Here is a 13,144-nt window from a genome sequence, read left to right as displayed (position 1 = left end):
GTGCAGCGAAATGGGAGCGAAGGCCGGTTCGCTATCATTGGCAACCCGGCCCGGGCACGCCTGCGCACGGTTTCGGCACGCTCTCAGCATATTTTCGCGCGTTTCAGTCCGCGCGATCGGCGTTACACCGAGAGCGGAATCCGGCCTCGCTCGTGGGGCGCGCTGCAGCACCCCCGATCCAGGCGCTCGGCGGCCTACGGGCACGGCTCCCCTTCGAGCCGCCGCCGGTACCGGACGCCGTCGTGCAGTAGGACGCTGCTGGGCAGGAGGACGAGCTCCGCGTCGTAGGGGACGACGCTGCCCCCGTTGCCGTAGCACTGGCGGGACGTCACCCGGCCGCCGGCTATCCGGGCGCCGTGGCACTCCATCAGGTCGATGCCGACGACCCCGGCCTCGGGACCGACGACGATCGCGGGGACGTCGGCCCCCTCGGGGCAGTAGAGGCCCGGGGCGGGCTGGAAGGCATCCGCCTCGACGGGGCCGGCGAGCAGGGCGAAGATGGCGAGCGCACGCACGGTCAGATCTCCACGATGAGGGCGGGGTCGAACGCCGGGTTTTCGCCATGCCGGCCGCGTGGGTTCGCCAGCACGCGCGTCCCGCCGACGACGTAGTCAGCGGACCGATGGATGTGGCCGTGGATCCACAGGGCGGGTGCGTCCGGACCTTCGAGGACGCGCGTAAGGTCGGTCGCGTACGCCGCGTCGATCGCCTGCAGGGGGCCCTGCCTCCCGAGCGACGCGGGGTGGGGGGCGTGATGCGTGACGACGACCGTCGGGCCGTCCCACGTCTCCGCAAGCGCGCGCTCGATCCGCCCAAGCTGGGCGACGTGCTCGGCGGCGGCGGCGCTCGGCCTGAAGGCGTTCGTCTCGCCCGAGGCCGTACGGACCTTGACCTTCCGATGGTCTCGCATCCCCCCGTTGCGGTCACCACAGGAGGCCATCGTCGGAGCCCGCCATGCCTCGCCAAGCAAGGCGTAGTCCGTCCAGACCGTGGCGCCGATGATCCGTACGCCCTCGATGGCCAGGACCTCCCCGACGGCGAGCAGGTGGATGCCCGCGGCCGCAGCGGCCTCGCGCCCGCGTTCGAGCTCGCTCTGCCAGCGGCTCCCGTAAAAATCATGATTCCCGGGCACGTAGACGACATGCCGGACGTACGGCGCGACGCACGCCGCGAGCCAGGGCAGGCTGCGCTTCGTCAAGCCATCGGCGACGTCGCCGGCCACGATCGCCACGTCGCACACCGGCACGGCCGGGGCCTCCCAGCAGTCGGCATCGTCGTGCACGTCAGAGAAAATCCATGCCCTTGTCATCCCAACCTCCCTCAATCCACGCGGACCCGTCCGCCTCGAACCACGCCATCGACGCCCGGGTAACCAGGAGGCCGTTCGTCCTAAATCCGGGACACCAGAGGCCGTACCGGAGCCTCACCGCCGAGGGCGGCCGCGCCCCCTCGGCCACCGTGCCCGTGGCCCATGCGTGGACGTCCCGGGCCCCCGTCCGCAGGCACCGCTGGCGCCCCGCCTCCGACGCTCGGAGGACGACGTCGGCAAGCACGATCGCCGGCACGTGGCCGACGACCCTGCCCCGCTCGCGCACGCTCCAGGCGCGGCGGGTCAGGTTCCGGTAGACGTCATGCCTTGCCATTGGCGTGGAGATCGCAGCACGTCTTCGCCCACCCGCCCTTGCGGATACGGCCGGGGGCCCCGCAGGTCTCACAGACATAGGCCGACAGGTGCTCCACGCAGTCAACTATAGTCGAGACTTCATTGCGCGTTGCCTTCCTAGTCTTGCCTTCGATTGAGTAATGCCAGCGGGCCTGCGCGAACTTCTCCTTCGTTTGTTCGGTCCGGAATCCCGTCGCCCCAGCCTCGGAGACCAGGCTCGCGCCCGCCTCCCACAGCCAGCGCCAGCCGCCGCCCGAGTACGGCCCCCCGGGTTCGAACGTTGTCGGGTAGCGCCCGCGCAGCGTGGCGTCCCAATCGTCCGGGACGACCGCGCGGCCGGTCTGCCAGCGCAGGGCGAGGACGCGCGCCAGGACGCGGAGGACGTCCTGCGCGGGGGGCGGCGGGACGAAGCGGCCGTCGTCCTGACGGGGCAGCGGGGAGCCACCCGTCCACGTGACGAGGGGACCGTGGGCGCTCGGGCTGACGCCCGTGGGGACGACGTCGACGTGGCCTACGTGCCGGCACACGGCGTCGTCAGCGATCGTGCGGAATTCGTCGATGAGCATGGGGGTCTCCTGGGGGCTGAGGGGTGAGCAGAGGGGGGACCGCGCGCCGATTTCACGCGCGGACCTCGCGGGGTTCACGGCGGTCGTCCGGGTTCGCAGGCAGCGCGTCGGCGAGGGCGAGCAGGCCCGGGCAGAGGTAGCGGGCCTCCGATGGCGGGAAGGCCCCGCGGGCGTAGGCACAGCTCGCCAGGTGGAGGACGGACAGGCCGGTGACGGCGAGCTCGTCGCGTAGTTCGTCCTGCTCGTGGCGGGCTCGCATTTGGGTGATCGCCGCCTCCAGGACGATGATCGAGGCGCGGCTCGGGTGTGCGTCGGTCATGGGATCTCTCCTTCAGGGGGTGGGGTGTCAGTGGCGACGGGCGAGGGTCTCGCGGCCGTCGAGAAGCGTCGTCACGGCGCGGCGGAGCGGGCGGAGCGAGCCCCCCTTCCACACGCGGCCAAGGAGGTGGAGCTCGTCGCCGTCGAGATCGGGGAGCCAGCCGGAGTCGAGGCCTCGCTCGTCGCGGATTTCGCTGACGAGGTTGGCCGCCGCGACCGGCAGGTCCTCGGCCCTGGGAAGGCCGACGTGCACGACGCGGAAGCGGTCCAGGAGGGGGCCGGGGACGCCTCCCGTCCCGTTGGCCGTCGCCAGGAACTGGGTGCCGCTCAGATCGGCGTTCGTTTCCAGATAGACCTCGTGGAAGGCGCGGCTCCCTGCCGGCTCCAGCAGGGCGATCAGGGAGTCCGTGAGGCGCCCGTTCTCCGACCTCGTGCCCGCCTTCTCGATCTCGTCGATGATGATGACGGGGTTGGCGACGCGGAGCCGCTGGATCGTCTGCAACGGGACGCTTGCGCGCCCCGTGCTCCACTGGCGCGACGTCCCGCCGAACGCAGCGTCGGCGACGCCGGCGGCGTTGTAGAGGACGCACGGGATCCCGGCCGCCTGGCAGAACGCCTGCAGGTAGCTCGTCTTCCCGCTGCCGGGCGGGCTCACCGCGAGAGTGTTCCGCAGCCGGGCTACACCTCCGTTGGCGAGGTCCCGCAGCAGCAGCGCGGTGAGATCCCTGAACCACGGGAACCGCGCATCGAGCAGCTTGCCGACGGCCACGACGTCGACGCCGTGGACGAGCGGGAGGGCCTCGCCGGCGAGCGCGTTGAACTCCGCGCGCGGCGTCGATCCCCGCGTCGACCGGGACGACCCCGAGGTCTCGGACCCGGGCAGGTGGTCCAATGCCCCCTTGGCCAGGACGACGAGCGTCGGGGCGGGGCGCGCCGCCCGGTCCCGCCACCCGCCGTCGCCGAGGGGCCAGTCCAGCTGAGCCAGCGCCGCCAGGTCGTCGGCCTGCTCGTCGACCCACGCCCTCGCGCTGCCGCCGGCGCCGCCGGCGCCGCCGCGCAGCAGATCTTCCTCGACCCCGATCTGCCTGTGCGCAGCCGCGACGATCGCGGCCGTCTCGCCGAGCTTGAGCGCCAGCCCATCGTAGGGAGCGAGCAGCGACGCTTGCTGATCGGAGACGTACTCGGACTCCTGCAGGTCCACCGTCGCGTCGGTGGAGTACCGGATACCGTTCCGCAGGGCGAGCCAGGCAGCCGCATGGTTGCCGTTCGCCAACGAGGCGTGGAACAGGCGCAGGCAGATGCTGGCGCAGTAGGCCGCGGCCTTGGCGTTCCCCAGGGCCGCCTGGGCGAACAAGAGGTCGTCCGCCAGATGCGCCGCGGCGTCCTGCCCAGCGTCCGAAACGCCATCGGCGTTGGCGTGCTCGCGGAGCGCGTCGTCTGCCTTCTGCAGGGACGCGATCGTCACGTCCCGCCGCGTCCGCCCGAGGGTCCTGACGAGCGCCGCCGGGAGCTGAGGCTCCTCGGCTAGGAACGCGGCGATCGCCAGGCCCGCGTCGCGGCGGGCGTCGTACCCGACGAACTCGGCGCCGTAGCCCTTCTTTCGCGGTCCGAGGGAAGCCTCGGGCTGACGGGGCCCCGTCAGCGCGGTGGAGTCGAGGAGCGTGGCACGGGCGGCCTGGACGGCAGCGGCGCGCGCCCGGGAGGCGTCGTCGGTCATGGGAGGTCTCGCTGGAAAGGAGTGCACGCGGGGCGCGCCGAGCAGGGCTCAGGCGGCGGGGCGGTGCATCCGTTTCGAGCGAGGGAAGGTCATGGCGAGAACTCCGGTGTGACCCCTATGTGCACCAGGCCGGTCCAATGTGCAAGGGATGTGCATTCGTTGCGGACTGGGTCGCGTTCCTAGGGTTAACCAAGCCCTAGCGCGGCCTTCAGGGCCGGGCTGCGGTCGGCCTCCTCGTCCTGCGCCAGGAGGTCGTCCAGCGACGGCCGGCCCTGGTTGTACGTCGACAGCCGCAGGTCGAGCCCGAGGGCGTGCAGGCACCTCATCACCCGGTGCATGCTCGGCTCGTAGCTGTCTCCCCGTTCGAAGGCCGAGAGCCACGACACGCTCACGTCCGCCTTCGCGGCGAGCTGGCGCTGCGAGAGCCGGCGGTGGCGGCGGGCGAGGGCAAGCTCCTCGCCGAGGTTGAAGATGCTCATGACCCGGAGCCTACCGCATCAGCATGCAAGGCACCTACCCGCGACTCAGTCGGCTGCGCGATTTTTTGGACACCGTCCAGTGGAAATCGGCGATCCATGGCAGACTCTCATCTGCACGGATTCGATGGGGGAAATGGAATGGCGCACCAGGCACAGGCTACCGAGGAACTGAGGGTCCACCTCCAGCGGCGGTTCCCCAACGAGCCCCGGTGGGCCCCGGCCCCGCCGCCGTCCCCCGCCCCGTGGGAGCTCATCCGCGCCGTCCTCACGTAGGGACGCAAGGATGGGCTCGACGACCTGCAGCTCGCCGGGGGCGTCTACGCGGTGCTGGTGGCCAAGGGCCTCATCTCGGAGGGCCGGACGTGAGCGTTCAAGAGCGCCAGCTTGCTATCGCGCAGGCCTTGTTCGTGCGCTGGGTTCGGCGGTCGAACGCTCGCAGGACGGCCTTTCAGGGGCCCTTCTCCTACACTGAGGGCGAGCAGGTTCAGAACCTGCCGCACTCCTACCGCCAGGGTTTCCTCGACGACGCTGCGGCCGTGATGGCGGTTGAGGACGCCCGGACCGCGGCCGCGATCGAGGCCGAGGTCGGCGGTGCCTACCGGATGGAGGACGGGCGCACGTTCTGGATCGACGCCTCGGTCGCACGCGAGATCGCACGCCGTGCCGTCTCCGGGTCCGCGGGGGCCTCGTCCTGATGGACCTCACGCTCATCGTCGCGATGGTCTCGATCGCCCTGGTTTTCGCGCTCATCCTCGGCGTGGGCGTCCTCTCGCGCCTGGATGGCCCGCGGCCGCCGACGGAGGTCACCCGCATCGTCGCGGCCGTCCAGCGCCGTCAGGCCGCCCGCGGGGAGGACTGCCCGTGAGCCTCGGATCTCTACAGGCAAGCGTTGGCCTTCTTCAGCGCAGCGTAGACGGCCGCGGCCGCCGCGCCGGCCTCGCCCCCGTGCGGGACGACGTCTTGGGCTAGGGCCCGCCCGGTGGCCGGGTCGGCCACGATGACGGTGGACCGTGCCGTTCCGCGGAGCACCCGCACGACCAGCTCGACGCGCTCCCCGGAGCCCGGGCCGTCCTCAACGGGGTAGCGGTCCTCGACATGCCCGGCCGGCCGGGCCCGGGGCAGCGGCATGCCCTCAAGGTGGCGGGCGTCGGCGGCGTCGTAGGCGTCCTCGGGCATGCCCGGGAGTCTGGGCGCGCCCCGCCGGGGAGGCAAGCCCGGGACGATGCGGAGAAGGCCCCGGCGGGCGGTCTGCCGGCGGTGTGGTCGGCGTGGTGATGGAGAGGACGATGGACATCAGGGACACGAACACCGAGGCGCCAAAGCGCCACGTCGCGATCGAGGACGACATCGCCGCGGTGCGGGCCGCCCTGCGCGAGGCCGAGGCCTGCACGGACCCCGACGACCTCGACGGGACGACGCACGTCCGGGCGCTCCGGGACAGCCTCGACGGGTTGCTCGCCGAGCAGCGCAGGGGGGCCTGAGCGATGGCGGTGAGCAGCTACAAGACCGTGACCCGCAAGGTCCAAGTGGAGATCCGCACGGCCGAGGACGGCACGGTCTTTGAGGGCGATGACGCTCAGTACCGGGCCGGCCGGCACGAGAGCAAGCTCGCAACCCTTCGGGATCTCGACGCCCTGTTCGCCCGGGACCCCGCCGTGGTGAAGGCGGCCATCATCGCGCACTTCAATGACGAGGACGACGTTGGCGCCGCAGGCCTGTGGTGCTTCCTCAACGATATCTCGAAGCACCTGCCGAAGGTGGAGGCCTGAGCATGCACCGCTCCCCGATCGAGGCGGCCGCCGTCTCCTGGAACGAGGTCCGCGTGAAGGCCTGCGCGGCCCCCTGGGGCGACAAGACCGTATGGACCGACCTCGGCGCGGCCGAGACGGCCCTGAGCAAGGCGGTGTCGGCCTTTCTGAAGCGGGAGGCCGAGTTGGCGGCCCGGGTCGTCACTCACGTGGTGCACGGGATGCGCTTCCACTCCCCGATGACGGTGGAGGTCTACTCCCTCGACGAGGCCATCAGCACGGCGTTCTGGGGTCGAGACAACGGGGACTGGTGGCCTGCCGACGTCCGCACGCCTGCCGGGGAGATCGTCCTCTCCGAGGAGAAGCTCAACGACGAGGTCAATCGGTACGAGTGGAGGGCCTGACCATGCGCATCTACACCGAGACGCCCTTCCGCATGACGCCGCCCCGGATGGCCGTGGTCATGCCGGGAGAGATGTCGTCCCTATGGGTTGCCCCCATCAACGGGCCGATCGCGAGGGAAGCCCTCGAAGCGATCGGCCTCCCCTCGGACGGCGAAGAGATCCGGATCGGGACCCAAGGCGACGTCGTCACCGTCAACGGCGCGAGGGTGACGCAGGGCGACGCCGTGATCGTCTACTGCGCCTGGCACTGCACCCCGAACGATTTCCGCGAGGACCCCTCCGAGGAATTCGTCCGCCAGGTTCGCCACGCCATCGCCGTCCGCCTCGGCATCGAGAGGCAGCTGCAGGGGCTACGGGCATGAGCGAGAGCATCCACATCGCCGGTCGCCGGATCCCCTTGAGGCGCATGGGCGTGCGCGAGGTGGTCGAGCGCATGGCACGATCCACCGAGCTCGCGGCCGAGTTCGAGGTGACCTGCCGGGAGATGAGCCCGTTCGTCGCGTCTCTGGCCTTCCGCCGGCCCGACGACGCCGGCCCAAACCGGAAGGCGCGCCGGGCCGCCGAGGCCAAGGCGCGGAGGCGAGCATGATCAGATCCTGCCCGATCCACGACGGCTACACCGACGACGCCCTCCGTCCGTTCGGGTGGTCGTCGGGGCTGTACTCGTTCCGATGCCGGGACTGCCGGGAACGCGCGGTCGGCGAGAAGCGCTCGCAGCGCTGCCGCACCTGCGCGGTCGCCGCCCTGCGAAAGGCGGAGGCTTACCCGCCGAGCGCCGAGCAGGCCTCCGCGCCGGTGACCAGGTTCGCTGTCCGGGACAACGTGACGGGGCTCCTGTTCTGCAACCGGTCCATGCACCCGAACCGGAAGGAGTGGGACGGGCTGGCGACCGCGCAGGTCTACCTCAAGCGCGAGGCGGCCGAGGCGACGGCGCGGCAGGTCCGCGAGCAGTGGGAGGACCTCCGCCTGCACCACCCCACGCTCTTCCCCGAGCGGCTGGAGGCGGAGGTCGTCGAGGTCCAGCTGATGGTGGTGGCATGAGGCAGTCCACGATCGACGAGATCGCCGGCGGGGCCGCTTGGACCGTCGAGAAGGTCATCTCCGAGAACCCGGCGGACACCCCGGTGGAGCGACCGGCCCGCCTCCGGAGGGAGCTCGCCCTGTGGATCTCGCACGCCGTGAAGCGGGAGGTCATCAACGACCGGCGCCGCGTGGGACGCAGGCAGGCTTAAGGACGGGAACCCTGGACGGGGCCTTGCCAGCCCGCGAGAGTGCCTCAACCTCGGGGGGCACATGGTGAGACAGGACAAGCGCGCGCGGCTGAAATCGATCGTCACGGACGGGACGATGGCGATCCCGGAGGTCGAGGGAGAGTGGCACCACGACCCCTATCGGACCCTCTGGGTCGAGGTCTCGAACCTCAAGATGGGCCAGGCCGTCTCCACGGACTACGGGACCATCAGCCGGACACCCCAGCTGTCCGGGATGGCCGCGATCCGGAGGGACACTGTCCGGCTCGCTGGATGGGGCGACACCTGCCGGGTCCTGCCCGTGACGATCCGGCCCGCCATCCCTCAGGAGGACGGCAACGGCTACACCCCGTTCACCGGCGTGCTCGGCTTCATCGCCGGAGACCGGGAGTTCAGGAGCGAGGACGCCTGGTTCCTGGAGTGTTGGATCCCCGAGATGGACATGGCCGCGATGCTCGCGGCCTACCGCGCTGGCGAGATGCCGTCGTTCCACCTCGGCGTGAAGCTCGATCTCTGGATCACGAAGGGCGACGAGCACACGCCGCCCGGCTACGGGGTCACCTGGTATCTGGCTCCCCACGCGGACCACGCGAGCGAGAGCCCAGAGGTGGCACGGGGCACGGTCCGGCATCTCAGCTGGAGCGACGCGCCGCAGCCAAAGGTCGACGAGGATGATGGGGTGCCGGAACAGGGGCCGCCGCTTCAGGCTCCCGCGGATCCCGCCCCCAACCTGGATACCGCCAACCTCGCCGCAGCGATCGACCGCCTGCGCTCCACCGTTCTGCAGGTCGGCCTCTGCATCGCGGTCGCACTGGTGGTCAGCTGGTTCGTCTGACCAAGGGCCGAAACGTCGCGTCCAGGGATCGACTCCCGAGCGGATTTGTTCTCCATTCGTTCTATGACAGAATCGATGGAGCGGATCGTGGACGAGATGGAGCGGGCCTACATGGAAGCCGCCGACGGCGACGCGCGGGACGCCCTGAGGCGGGCGCTCGGCGACGCCCTGATCGAGATGGCTGAGATCTCGGGGAAGGTCAGCCGCGGGTTCGTGAGGGCGTCCCGGCCGGCGGACCTGGCGCGGAAGCTGGGGCCGGAGCGCCGGGCCCGAGAGGCTGCCCGCTCCGCCGGCTGACGGCCGGTTAACGGCTCGCCCGCATCATGCGGGCATGCGAGATCCGGTCACCGAAAAATTCACGCGCGCCTGGGCCCCCGACGGCGAGGTCGTCTTCACGCCGATTCCTGTCGACGCGATCGAGGCGCATCCCCTGTGGGCGGCCTCCACGCTGTCGGGCGTCAACCGGAAGCGCGTGCTCCAGGAGGCGGAGGAGGCCTGGGTCGCGACGACGGAGTGGCTCCCGAAACCGCAGGAGGACGGCCCGGCGACGACCGTCGCATTGACGGTTTGGTTCAAGCCGTGGCGCGGCGAGTACGCCGGGATCTTCCTGACGTCGGTACCAGGCGCCAAGAAGCAGGAGCGCTGCCTCGGCGTGACGCTGCTCCGGAACGGCACCTACCGGCTCCTGACCGAGCGCCGGCTAGGCCAGAGCGTGACGCACGTTGTCGAGAGCGAGCGGCACCTGTCGGCCCCGATCGATCCCGAGGATCGCGGGGACCTCGGCGGCCTCGCACCCTGAGATCCGGGTTTAGCCGCTCGCGGGAATCCAAGCGGCCGGCGCCGAAATCACCCGCTCGGCTGAAACCCGCCCGCCTCTAGACGTGCTCGGCTTGGTAGACGTAGGGCCCGGGGTCCTCGGCCATGCACCGGTAGGGCCGGGTGAAGTCGGTCAGCCCGTCGTAGATGACGCCGCGACTGATGCGGTGGTCCTCCAGCACCTAGGCCCGGTCGGCCTCCAGCCGTTCGATGGTGGCGTCGATCCCCCGCCCGTCGAGGGGCAGCCGATCGCTCATCCGGCTGTCGATCTCCTGCAGACGGGCGCGCCGCTCAGGACGCGTCAGGTCCTTCCGCAGGGCGAGGTAGCAGAGGTCGTGAACCTCGCGCTGCAGGTTCCGCATGCGGGCATAGGACGGGGGGAGTGAAGGTGCGCGGCTCACGCGGTCACCGTGGCAGGCCCGCGTTGAGGGCTGGCTAAGCCGATCACTCAAATCCAACCGGTTGGGCTTGGGACTGTCCACGGCGCGTGCCAGCGTCGGATTTCGACCCGCCCGGGAATGGATTTCGGGCGGGCCTCCCGGCAGCCGTGCAGAAAAGTCCGCCCGAACTCCGCCCGAGAAGCAAAAAGCCCCGGACACGGTGTCCAGGGCTTGTCGTCTAAGTCGCTGTGATGACTTGGAATTGTTGGTAGCGAGGGACGGATTTGAACCGCCGACACAAGGATTATGATTCCTCTGCTCTAACCAGCTGAGCTACCCCGCCCCAATGCGCTGCCGCCCCGTGGGGGCTGCGTGCGACCGGCGCGGTATAGGAAGAGCGGGCGCTCGGTGTCAACGGGGCGTAAGGCGGTTCCGGTTCAAATCCTGCGGGGGCGGGTCAGGGCCGCCGCGATGGTGCCGAGTCCGAGGCCGAACGTCGCCAGGCCCAGCCACAACGCGGCCTCGCCACCGACCAATCCCGACAGCGAAAGTGACCCGGTTCGCCCCGACGCCGCGTCGATGGCCGCGAGGCCGACACCCACGAAGCTCTCGCCCACAAGAAGTCCGGACGCGATCAGAACACCCCGGCGGCGGGATGGCGCAATGGCGCCCGGATCGCGCCGCCGCAGGACACGCTCACAGGCGAAGCCGAGGATCCCGCCGAGCCCGATCGTCATCTCCACCGACAGCGGCAGATACATGCCGATCCCGACCGTCAGCGCCGGGAAGCTGAGGCCGCGCCGCTTCAGCACCACCTCCAGCCCCACCGCCGCGAGGCCGAGGACGCCGCCGAGCAGCAGCATCGGCCAGGGCAGCGTCGCATGGACGATGCCCTGCGTGATCTGCGTGACCAGCGCCGCCTGCGGCACCGCCAGCGCCTCGCGCGGGTCCATGCCCGGCCGGGGCAGCGCGCCGACGAAGCCGTAGGCGTTGTAGAGCAGCGACAACAGCGGCACGATCACCACCGAGCCCACCGCCACGCCGAGCAGCAGCACCGTCTGCTGCCGCCAAGGCGTCGCGTCCACGATCTGGCCGGTCTTCAAATCCTGCAGGTTGTCGTTGGCGATGGACGAGGCCGTGACCACCACCGAGGCCGCAAGCAGAACCGCCGCCATGGCGAAGCGCTGGATCTCGGGCGGTGCGGTAGCGCCGATGACCAGGGGCACCGCCAGCGCTCCGACCATCGCCGCGAGGATGCCGATTCCCGAGATCGGGCTGGTGGACGAGCCGAGCAGGCCGGCGAGATAACCGCACACCGCCGCCATCGCCGCGCCGAACACCATGCAGAACAGCACGCAGGCCGCCGTCACCCAGGCCGCCGCCGGACCGGACAGCCCGGCCGCGAAGCTGAACCGCAGGAAGAGCCCCGTCAGCGGCAGGGTGAGGAGCAGCGTGCCGATCCCCACCCAGCGGATCGGCAGGTCGCGTTCCTGCCGGGGCAGGTCGCGGGCGGGACGGTGGGAGGCCGAGGCCGCCGCGACGATGCTCGCGAGGATCGGCCGCACCAGCGCGGCGACCGTCCAGAAGCCGCCCACCGCGATGATTCCCGCGCCGACGAGGCGCACTTGGCCCGACCAGACCACCTGCGCCGCCTCCCCAGGGTTCGCGCCGAGTGTCGGCCCGAAGGCGGTGAGGAGCGGCACGAGGAGGCCCCAGGCGATGGCGACGCCCGTGAGCAGCGCGAGGCAGGCGCCGATGCCGACGAGATACCCGACCCCGATGAGGGCGAGGGAGAACCCGCTGCCGATGCTGAACGCGGCGCCGCCGAACGAGAAGGCGGTCAGCACCCCGTCCGCCAGCACCCGCAGCCCGTTGGTGAGGAAGGCGACGAGGCCGGAGCCGGCTGCCGCCGCGAACAGGGTGGAAAGGCCACCCCTGCCCTCTTCCGTATGCCCGGCGCGCAGCACCTCGGCGGCGGCGATGCCTTCCGGGTAGGGCAGCTTGCTGCCGGTGACGAGCGCCCGCCGCAGGGGGATCGAGAAGGCGACGCCGAGCCAGCCGCCGACGAGGCAGACGAGGCTCGTCTCCCAGAACGGGAAGCCGTTCCAATAGCCGATGAGCACGAGGCCCGGCAGGACGAGGATGACGTTGCACAGCGTCCCGGCCGCCGAGGCCTGCGTCTGTACGATGTTGTTCTCGAGGATGCCGCCGCCCACGAAACGCAGGGCGCCCATCGACAGCAGCGCCGCCGGGATCGAGGACGAGAACGTCATGCCCGTCTTCAGGCCCATGTAGACGTTGGCCGCCATGAAGGCGACGGTGATCACGGCGCCGAGGGCGAGGCCCCGCATCGTGATCTCGCGACCATGGCGGCCCGCCGTGGCGATCTCGTTCCTCGCGTCCATCGCTTCCCGTCGGTCGCCCTTCGTGACGCCGGAAGGACATCACGTCCGGGCCGCCGCGACAATGTCATGGCCACGGCGGCCGATTCCCCTATCTGCCAGGGCGGGTCCCGTGGGGGACCCCGGGAGACTGCCATGACCCACCGCACCGCATTGTTCGGCCTCGCCCTCGCGTTCATCGCCGCCTCCGGCGCCCAGGCGGCCGATGCCGGCCGTTTCAGCGCCCAGCTCACCGGCGCGGGCGAGGTCCCTCCCACGGGCTCGAAGGGCACGGGCGAGGTGACCGCCACCTACGATGCCGCTTCCAAACGCCTGAGCTGGAAGGGCAGCTACAGCGGCCTCACCGGACCGGTAACGGCGGCGCATTTCCACGGCCCGGCGAAGGCCGGCGAGAACGCGGGGGTGCTGGTCCCGGTGGATGCCAAGGCGAGCCCGTTCTCGGGTGAAGCGACCCTCGACGACGCCAAGGCGGCGGATCTCGAAGGCGGCAAGGTGTATTTCAACCTGCATACCGCGGCGAACCCGAAGGGCGAGCTCCGCGGCCAGGTCGAGCCGGCGCGCTGAGC

Annotated in this window: 24 protein-coding genes and 1 tRNA gene; 13 read left to right on the top strand and 12 right to left on the bottom strand. The window is 70.8% G+C overall.

The annotated features are described in order from the left end of the window. Positions 1 to 194: 194 nt before the first annotated feature. The 7 genes from ACS5Q7_RS07205 to ACS5Q7_RS07175 form a co-directional block, all read right to left on the bottom strand. The gene (locus tag ACS5Q7_RS07205) at positions 195 to 515 is read right to left on the bottom strand and encodes a hypothetical protein (protein ID WP_055959045.1); all 321 of its coding nucleotides are present in this window, start codon (positions 513 to 515) and stop codon (positions 195 to 197) included. A 2-nt stretch (positions 516 to 517) separates the two neighbouring features. Then, positions 518 to 1,309 (bottom strand): metallophosphoesterase, encoded by a 792-nt coding sequence (locus tag ACS5Q7_RS07200; RefSeq protein WP_055959048.1) that lies wholly within the window; start codon positions 1,307 to 1,309, stop codon positions 518 to 520. Beyond that, positions 1,284 to 1,643, bottom strand: coding sequence for a hypothetical protein (locus ACS5Q7_RS07195; protein WP_055959052.1), 360 nt, complete (start codon positions 1,641 to 1,643; stop codon positions 1,284 to 1,286). Before ACS5Q7_RS07195 ends, ACS5Q7_RS07200 begins: the two co-directional genes overlap by 26 nt. Further along, entirely contained in the window at positions 1,630 to 2,229 is a 600-nt protein-coding gene (locus ACS5Q7_RS07190) for a hypothetical protein (protein WP_055959056.1), read from the bottom strand. Before ACS5Q7_RS07190 ends, ACS5Q7_RS07195 begins: the two co-directional genes overlap by 14 nt. A 52-nt stretch (positions 2,230 to 2,281) precedes the next feature. Next, complete coding sequence (locus ACS5Q7_RS07185) at positions 2,282 to 2,548, bottom strand: hypothetical protein (protein WP_055959058.1); 267 nt, start codon at positions 2,546 to 2,548, stop codon at positions 2,282 to 2,284. Positions 2,549 to 2,575: 27 nt separating this feature from the next. After that, positions 2,576 to 4,264: an AAA family ATPase gene (locus ACS5Q7_RS07180; protein WP_055959062.1), complete on the bottom strand. Its 1,689-nt coding sequence runs from the start codon at positions 4,262 to 4,264 to the stop codon at positions 2,576 to 2,578. Between the two features lie 185 nt (positions 4,265 to 4,449). Then, on the bottom strand, positions 4,450 to 4,743 hold the full coding sequence (locus ACS5Q7_RS07175; RefSeq protein ID WP_055959065.1) for a helix-turn-helix domain-containing protein: 294 nt from the start codon (positions 4,741 to 4,743) through the stop codon (positions 4,450 to 4,452). Positions 4,744 to 5,105: 362 nt separating this feature from the next. Here ACS5Q7_RS07175 and ACS5Q7_RS07170 point away from each other — a divergent pair, with 362 nt between their 5' ends. Both ACS5Q7_RS07170 and ACS5Q7_RS07165 read left to right on the top strand, forming a co-directional pair. After that, the gene (locus ACS5Q7_RS07170; RefSeq protein ID WP_055959066.1) at positions 5,106 to 5,438 is read left to right on the top strand and encodes a hypothetical protein; all 333 of its coding nucleotides are present in this window, start codon (positions 5,106 to 5,108) and stop codon (positions 5,436 to 5,438) included. Continuing rightward, entirely contained in the window at positions 5,438 to 5,608 is a 171-nt protein-coding gene (locus ACS5Q7_RS07165) for a hypothetical protein (protein WP_156375894.1), read from the top strand. The genes ACS5Q7_RS07170 and ACS5Q7_RS07165 overlap by 1 nt, the downstream gene beginning before the upstream one ends. A gap of 11 nt (positions 5,609 to 5,619) precedes the next feature. Here ACS5Q7_RS07165 and ACS5Q7_RS07160 read toward each other — a convergent pair whose 3' ends face one another. Further along, positions 5,620 to 5,919 (bottom strand): hypothetical protein, encoded by a 300-nt coding sequence (locus tag ACS5Q7_RS07160; RefSeq protein ID WP_055959069.1) that lies wholly within the window; start codon positions 5,917 to 5,919, stop codon positions 5,620 to 5,622. Between the two features lie 110 nt (positions 5,920 to 6,029). Here ACS5Q7_RS07160 and ACS5Q7_RS07155 point away from each other — a divergent pair, with 110 nt between their 5' ends. The 10 genes from ACS5Q7_RS07155 (at position 6,030) to ACS5Q7_RS07110 (ending at position 9,779) form a co-directional block, all read left to right on the top strand. Further along, on the top strand, positions 6,030 to 6,224 hold the full coding sequence (locus ACS5Q7_RS07155) for a hypothetical protein (RefSeq protein ID WP_146180522.1): 195 nt from the start codon (positions 6,030 to 6,032) through the stop codon (positions 6,222 to 6,224). A 9-nt stretch (positions 6,225 to 6,233) separates the two neighbouring features. Then, positions 6,234 to 6,512, top strand: coding sequence for a hypothetical protein (locus ACS5Q7_RS07150; protein WP_146180521.1), 279 nt, complete (start codon positions 6,234 to 6,236; stop codon positions 6,510 to 6,512). A gap of 2 nt (positions 6,513 to 6,514) precedes the next feature. After that, positions 6,515 to 6,895 (top strand): hypothetical protein, encoded by a 381-nt coding sequence (locus tag ACS5Q7_RS07145; protein WP_055959078.1) that lies wholly within the window; start codon positions 6,515 to 6,517, stop codon positions 6,893 to 6,895. Positions 6,896 to 6,897: 2 nt separating this feature from the next. After that, positions 6,898 to 7,257, top strand: coding sequence for a fasciclin domain-containing protein (locus ACS5Q7_RS07140; protein WP_146180520.1), 360 nt, complete (start codon positions 6,898 to 6,900; stop codon positions 7,255 to 7,257). Further along, positions 7,254 to 7,484 carry a hypothetical protein gene (locus ACS5Q7_RS07135; protein ID WP_055959084.1) on the top strand — a complete coding sequence of 77 codons (231 nt, stop codon included), beginning with the start codon at positions 7,254 to 7,256 and terminating at the stop codon, positions 7,482 to 7,484. Before ACS5Q7_RS07140 ends, ACS5Q7_RS07135 begins: the two co-directional genes overlap by 4 nt. After that, on the top strand, positions 7,481 to 7,936 hold the full coding sequence (locus ACS5Q7_RS07130) for a hypothetical protein (protein ID WP_478338717.1): 456 nt from the start codon (positions 7,481 to 7,483) through the stop codon (positions 7,934 to 7,936). Before ACS5Q7_RS07135 ends, ACS5Q7_RS07130 begins: the two co-directional genes overlap by 4 nt. Next, positions 7,933 to 8,127, top strand: a complete 195-nt coding sequence (locus ACS5Q7_RS07125; protein WP_055959090.1) for a hypothetical protein — start codon at positions 7,933 to 7,935, stop codon at positions 8,125 to 8,127. Before ACS5Q7_RS07130 ends, ACS5Q7_RS07125 begins: the two co-directional genes overlap by 4 nt. A gap of 61 nt (positions 8,128 to 8,188) precedes the next feature. Continuing rightward, a complete protein-coding gene (locus tag ACS5Q7_RS07120; RefSeq protein WP_055959093.1) occupies positions 8,189 to 8,980 on the top strand; it encodes a hypothetical protein in 792 nt (263 codons plus the stop codon). A 75-nt stretch (positions 8,981 to 9,055) separates the two neighbouring features. Beyond that, on the top strand, positions 9,056 to 9,277 hold the full coding sequence (locus ACS5Q7_RS07115) for a hypothetical protein (RefSeq protein ID WP_243214760.1): 222 nt from the start codon (positions 9,056 to 9,058) through the stop codon (positions 9,275 to 9,277). A 34-nt stretch (positions 9,278 to 9,311) separates the two neighbouring features. Beyond that, positions 9,312 to 9,779 (top strand): hypothetical protein, encoded by a 468-nt coding sequence (locus tag ACS5Q7_RS07110; protein ID WP_055959100.1) that lies wholly within the window; start codon positions 9,312 to 9,314, stop codon positions 9,777 to 9,779. 76 nt (positions 9,780 to 9,855) lie between these two features. Here ACS5Q7_RS07110 and ACS5Q7_RS07105 read toward each other — a convergent pair whose 3' ends face one another. The 4 genes from ACS5Q7_RS07105 to ACS5Q7_RS07090 form a co-directional block, all read right to left on the bottom strand. Next, positions 9,856 to 9,978, bottom strand: a complete 123-nt coding sequence (locus ACS5Q7_RS07105; RefSeq protein WP_272481521.1) for a hypothetical protein — start codon at positions 9,976 to 9,978, stop codon at positions 9,856 to 9,858. Next, positions 9,979 to 10,158: a hypothetical protein gene (locus ACS5Q7_RS07100; protein ID WP_055959102.1), complete on the bottom strand. Its 180-nt coding sequence runs from the start codon at positions 10,156 to 10,158 to the stop codon at positions 9,979 to 9,981. A 284-nt stretch (positions 10,159 to 10,442) separates the two neighbouring features. Further along, positions 10,443 to 10,519: transfer RNA gene (locus tag ACS5Q7_RS07095), tRNA-Met, on the bottom strand. 94 nt (positions 10,520 to 10,613) lie between these two features. Continuing rightward, positions 10,614 to 12,581, bottom strand: a complete 1,968-nt coding sequence (locus ACS5Q7_RS07090) for an OPT family oligopeptide transporter (protein WP_478338716.1) — start codon at positions 12,579 to 12,581, stop codon at positions 10,614 to 10,616. Between the two features lie 132 nt (positions 12,582 to 12,713). Between ACS5Q7_RS07090 and ACS5Q7_RS07085 the strand changes: the two genes are divergently transcribed. Continuing rightward, positions 12,714 to 13,142 carry a CHRD domain-containing protein gene (locus tag ACS5Q7_RS07085; protein ID WP_478338715.1) on the top strand — a complete coding sequence of 143 codons (429 nt, stop codon included), beginning with the start codon at positions 12,714 to 12,716 and terminating at the stop codon, positions 13,140 to 13,142. Positions 13,143 to 13,144 lie beyond the last annotated feature (2 nt).

Source organism: Methylobacterium sp. Gmos3 (assembly GCF_056430985.1).
The sequence above is the reverse complement of the archived record's forward strand: the minus strand, read 5'-3'. Positions and strand labels throughout refer to the sequence as shown.